The organism is Pseudomonas frederiksbergensis, assembly GCF_017114915.1.
Classification (GTDB): Bacteria; Pseudomonadota; Gammaproteobacteria; order Pseudomonadales; family Pseudomonadaceae; genus Aquipseudomonas; species Aquipseudomonas frederiksbergensis_I.
This window is the reverse complement of sequence record NZ_JAAUOE010000083.1, coordinates 1-5,728: the sequence shown is the minus strand read 5'-3', so window position 1 is coordinate 5,728 and position 5,728 is coordinate 1. Positions and strand designations below refer to the sequence as shown.

Annotated in this window: 2 protein-coding genes; both read left to right on the top strand. The window is 57.1% G+C overall.

Going from position 1 to position 5,728, the window contains the following annotated elements; genetic code table 11:
- Nucleotides 1–3,622, top strand: a 3,622-nt coding sequence (rpoB, locus tag HCU66_RS26595; RefSeq protein ID WP_205891345.1) for a DNA-directed RNA polymerase subunit beta, incomplete at its 5' end; no start/stop codon positions are given.
- Nucleotides 3,623–3,751: 129 nt separating this feature from the next.
- Nucleotides 3,752–5,728 (top strand): DNA-directed RNA polymerase subunit beta' (rpoC, locus tag HCU66_RS26590; protein WP_205891344.1); only part of this gene is annotated, 1,977 nt, incomplete at its 3' end.

The following is a 5,728-nucleotide window of genomic DNA, read 5'->3' as shown; positions in this document are numbered from 1 at the left end:
CCAGCTGCACCGTTCCCCGGGCGTGTTCTTCGACCACGACCGTGGCAAGACGCACAGCTCCGGCAAACTGCTGTACTCCGCGCGCATCATTCCTTACCGCGGTTCGTGGCTGGACTTTGAGTTCGACCCGAAGGATTGCGTATTCGTGCGTATCGACCGTCGTCGCAAGCTGCCTGCATCGGTACTGCTGCGCGCGTTGGGTTACACCACTGAAGAAGTGCTGGACGCGTTCTACACCACCAACGTATTCCACGTGAAAGGCGAGAGCCTGAGCCTGGAGCTGGTGCCTCAGCGTCTGCGCGGTGAAATTGCCGTCCTCGACATTCAGGATGACAAGGGCAAGGTTATTGTCGAGCAGGGTCGTCGTATCACCGCTCGCCACATCAACCAGCTGGAAAAAGCCGGGATCAAAGAGCTGGAAGTGCCTCTGGACTACGTTCTGGGTCGCACTACCGCCAAGGTCATCGTGCATCCGGCTACCGGCGAAATCCTGGCAGAGTGCAACACCGAGCTGAGCACCGAAATTCTGGCAAAAATTGCCAAGGCCGGCGTTGTTCGCATCGAAACTCTGTACACCAACGATATCGACTGCGGTCCGTTCGTCTCCGACACCCTGAAGATCGACTCCACCAGCAACCAATTGGAAGCGCTGGTCGAGATCTATCGCATGATGCGTCCAGGCGAGCCGCCAACCAAAGACGCTGCCGAGACGCTGTTCAACAACCTGTTCTTCAGCCCTGAGCGCTATGACCTGTCTGCGGTCGGCCGGATGAAGTTCAACCGTCGTATCGGTCGTACCGAGATCGAAGGTTCGGGCGTGTTGTGCAAAGAAGACATCGTCGCGGTTCTGAAGACTCTGGTCGATATCCGTAACGGTAAAGGCATCGTCGATGACATCGACCACCTGGGTAACCGTCGTGTTCGCTGCGTAGGCGAAATGGCCGAGAACCAGTTCCGCGTTGGCCTGGTGCGTGTTGAGCGTGCGGTCAAAGAGCGTCTGTCGATGGCTGAAAGCGAAGGCCTGATGCCGCAAGACCTGATCAACGCCAAGCCAGTGGCTGCGGCGGTGAAAGAGTTCTTCGGTTCCAGCCAGCTCTCCCAGTTCATGGACCAGAACAACCCGCTGTCCGAGATCACCCACAAACGTCGTGTCTCTGCACTCGGCCCAGGTGGTTTGACTCGCGAACGTGCAGGCTTCGAAGTCCGTGACGTACACCCGACTCACTACGGTCGTGTATGCCCGATTGAAACGCCGGAAGGTCCGAACATCGGTCTGATCAACTCCCTGGCCGCCTATGCGCGCACCAACCAGTACGGCTTCCTCGAGAGCCCGTACCGCGTGGTGAAAGACGCCCTGGTCACCGACGAGATCGTGTTCCTGTCCGCCATCGAAGAGGCCGATCACGTGATCGCCCAGGCTTCGGCCACGATGAACGACAAGAAAGTCCTGGTCGACGAGCTGGTAGCTGTTCGTCACTTGAACGAGTTCACCGTCAAGGCGCCAGAAGACGTCACCTTGATGGACGTATCGCCGAAGCAGGTAGTTTCGGTTGCAGCGTCGCTGATCCCGTTCCTCGAGCACGACGACGCCAACCGTGCGTTGATGGGTTCGAACATGCAGCGTCAAGCTGTACCGACCCTGCGCGCTGACAAGCCGCTGGTAGGTACCGGCATGGAGCGTAACGTAGCCCGTGACTCCGGCGTTTGCGTCGTGGCTCGTCGTGGCGGCGTGATCGACTCTGTCGATGCCAGCCGTATCGTGGTTCGTGTTGCCGATGATGAAGTTGAAACCGGTGAAGCCGGTGTCGACATCTACAACCTGACCAAGTACACCCGCTCCAACCAGAACACCTGCATCAACCAGCGTCCGCTGGTGAGCAAGGGTGATCGGGTTCAGCGCAGCGACATCATGGCCGATGGCCCGTCCACCGATATGGGTGAACTGGCTCTGGGTCAGAACATGCGCATCGCGTTCATGGCATGGAACGGCTTCAACTTCGAAGACTCCATCTGCCTGTCCGAGCGTGTTGTTCAGGAAGACCGTTTCACCACGATCCACATTCAGGAACTGACCTGTGTGGCGCGTGACACCAAGCTTGGGCCAGAGGAAATCACTGCAGACATCCCGAACGTGGGTGAGGCTGCACTGAACAAGCTGGACGAAGCCGGTATCGTTTATGTAGGTGCTGAAGTAGGCGCTGGCGACATCCTGGTCGGTAAGGTCACTCCGAAAGGCGAGACCCAGCTGACTCCGGAAGAAAAACTGCTGCGTGCAATCTTCGGTGAAAAAGCCAGCGACGTTAAAGACACCTCCCTGCGCGTGCCTACCGGCACCAAGGGTACTGTAATCGACGTACAGGTCTTCACCCGCGACGGCGTTGAGCGTGATGCTCGTGCACTGTCGATCGAGAAGACTCAACTCGACGAGATCCGCAAGGATCTGAACGAAGAGTTCCGTATCGTTGAAGGCGCCACTTTCGAACGTCTGCGTTCCGCTCTGGTCGGCCACAAAGCCGAAGGCGGCGCCGGCCTGAAGAAAGGTCAGGAAATCACCGACGAAGTTCTCGACGGTCTTGAGCACGGCCAGTGGTTCAAACTGCGCATGGCTGAAGATGCTCTGAACGAGCAGCTCGAGAAGGCTCAGGCCTACATCGTTGATCGCCGCCGTCTGCTGGACGACAAGTTCGAAGACAAGAAGCGCAAGCTGCAGCAGGGCGATGACCTGGCTCCAGGCGTGCTGAAAATCGTCAAGGTTTACCTGGCAATCCGTCGCCGCATCCAGCCGGGCGACAAGATGGCCGGTCGTCACGGTAACAAAGGTGTGGTTTCCGTGATCATGCCGGTTGAAGACATGCCGCACGATGCCAATGGCACCCCGGTCGACGTCGTCCTCAACCCGTTGGGCGTACCTTCGCGTATGAACGTTGGTCAGATCCTTGAAACCCACCTGGGCCTCGCGGCCAAAGGGCTGGGCGAGAAGATCAACCGGATGGTCGAAGAGCAACGTAAGGTTGCTGAACTTCGCACTTTCCTGGACGAGATCTACAACCAGATCGGCGGTCGTAACGAAGACCTGGATAGCTTCTCCGATCAGGAAATCCTGGATCTGGCGAAGAACCTGCGTGGCGGTGTTCCAATGGCCACTCCAGTGTTCGACGGCGCCAAGGAAAGCGAAATCAAGGCCATGCTGAAACTGGCAGACCTGCCAGAAAGCGGCCAGATGCAGCTGACCGACGGCCGTACCGGCAACAAGTTCGAGCGCCCGGTTACTGTTGGCTACATGTACATGCTGAAGCTGAACCACTTGGTAGACGACAAGATGCACGCTCGTTCTACCGGTTCGTACAGCCTGGTTACCCAGCAACCGCTGGGTGGTAAGGCGCAGTTCGGTGGTCAGCGTTTCGGGGAGATGGAGGTCTGGGCACTGGAAGCATACGGTGCTGCTTACACTCTGCAAGAAATGCTCACAGTGAAGTCGGACGATGTGAACGGCCGGACCAAGATGTACAAAAACATCGTGGACGGCGATCACCGTATGGAGCCGGGCATGCCCGAGTCCTTCAACGTGTTGATCAAGGAAATTCGTTCCCTCGGCATCGATATCGATCTGGAAACCGAATAACACGTGACGCGAATCGAGAGCGGGGCAGGATTGCCCGCTCNGATATCGATCTGGAAACCGAATAACACGTGACGCGAATCGAGAGCGGGGCAGGATTGCCCGCTCTCTGCTCCGCCAGGAGGAAAGGCCTTGAAAGACCTACTGAATTTGCTGAAAAACCAGGGTCAAGTCGAAGAGTTCGACGCCATCCGTATTGGATTGGCATCGCCTGAGATGATCCGTTCGTGGTCGTTCGGTGAAGTTAAAAAGCCGGAAACCATCAACTACCGTACGTTCAAACCTGAGCGTGACGGTCTGTTCTGCGCCAAGATCTTTGGCCCGGTAAAGGATTACGAGTGCCTGTGCGGTAAGTACAAGCGCTTGAAGCACCGTGGCGTGATCTGCGAGAAGTGCGGCGTTGAAGTTGCGCTGGCAAAAGTTCGTCGTGAGCGCATGGCGCACATCGAGCTGGCCTCGCCGGTTGCCCACATCTGGTTCCTGAAATCGCTGCCGTCCCGTATCGGCTTGCTGATGGACATGACCCTGCGTGATATCGAACGCGTTCTCTACTTCGAGAGCTATGTCGTTATCGATCCAGGCATGACTACCCTTGAAAAAGGTCAGCTACTCAACGACGAGCAGTACTTCGAAGCGCTGGAAGAGTTCGGCGACGATTTCGATGCCCGCATGGGTGCCGAAGCTGTCCGCGAACTGCTGCACGCTATCGACCTGGAGCACGAGATTGGCCGCCTGCGTGAAGAAATTCCGCAAACCAACTCGGAAACCAAGATCAAGAAGCTGTCCAAGCGTCTGAAGTTGATGGAAGCCTTCCAGGGTTCCGGCAACCTGCCAGAGTGGATGGTGCTGACCGTTCTGCCGGTTCTGCCACCAGATCTGCGTCCACTGGTCCCATTGGATGGCGGTCGTTTCGCGACTTCCGACCTCAACGATCTGTATCGTCGAGTGATCAACCGTAACAACCGCTTGAAGCGCCTGCTTGATCTGTCCGCTCCGGACATCATCGTGCGCAACGAAAAGCGTATGTTGCAGGAAGCTGTCGACGCACTGCTCGACAACGGTCGTCGTGGCCGCGCTATCACCGGTTCCAACAAGCGTCCTCTGAAATCCCTGGCTGACATGATCAAGGGTAAACAGGGTCGTTTCCGTCAGAACTTGCTCGGTAAGCGTGTTGACTACTCCGGTCGTTCGGTAATTACCGTTGGTCCGACCCTGCGTCTGCACCAGTGCGGTCTGCCGAAGAAGATGGCTCTGGAGCTGTTCAAGCCGTTCATTTTCGGCAAGCTTGAAATGCGTGGTCTCGCTACCACCATCAAAGCCGCCAAGAAGATGGTCGAGCGCGAGCTGCCAGAGGTTTGGGACGTTCTCGCTGAAGTGATTCGCGAACACCCGGTTCTCCTCAACCGTGCACCGACCCTTCACCGTCTGGGTATCCAGGCGTTTGAACCGGTACTGATCGAAGGTAAGGCTATCCAGCTGCACCCTCTGGTCTGTGCTGCGTACAACGCCGACTTCGACGGCGACCAAATGGCCGTGCACGTACCGCTGACGCTGGAAGCCCAGCTGGAAGCGCGTGCGTTGATGATGTCGACCAACAACATTCTGTCGCCAGCTAACGGTGAGCCAATCATCGTTCCGTCGCAGGACGTTGTATTGGGTCTGTACTACATGACTCGTGAAGCGATCAACGCCAAGGGCGAAGGTCGTGTGTTCGCGGATCTGCAGGAAGTTGACCGTGTGTTCCGTGCCGGCGAAGCCGCACTGCATGCCAAGGTCAAGGTGCGGATCAACGAAACCGTGAACGATCGTGATGGCGGCAGCGTGACCAACACCCGCATCGTCGACACTACCGTCGGCCGTGCGCTGTTGTTCCAGGTTGTGCCAAAAGGCTTGTCCTTCGACGTCGTCAACCTGCCGATGAAGAAAAAAGCGATCTCCAAGCTGATCAACCAGTGCTATCGCGTGGTTGGTTTGAAAGATACCGTCATCTTCGCTGACCAGTTGATGTACACCGGTTTTGCCTATTCGACCATCTCCGGCGTTTCCATCGGTGTTAACGACTTTGTTATTCCGGATGAAAAAGCCCGCATCATCGGTGCTGCCACCGAC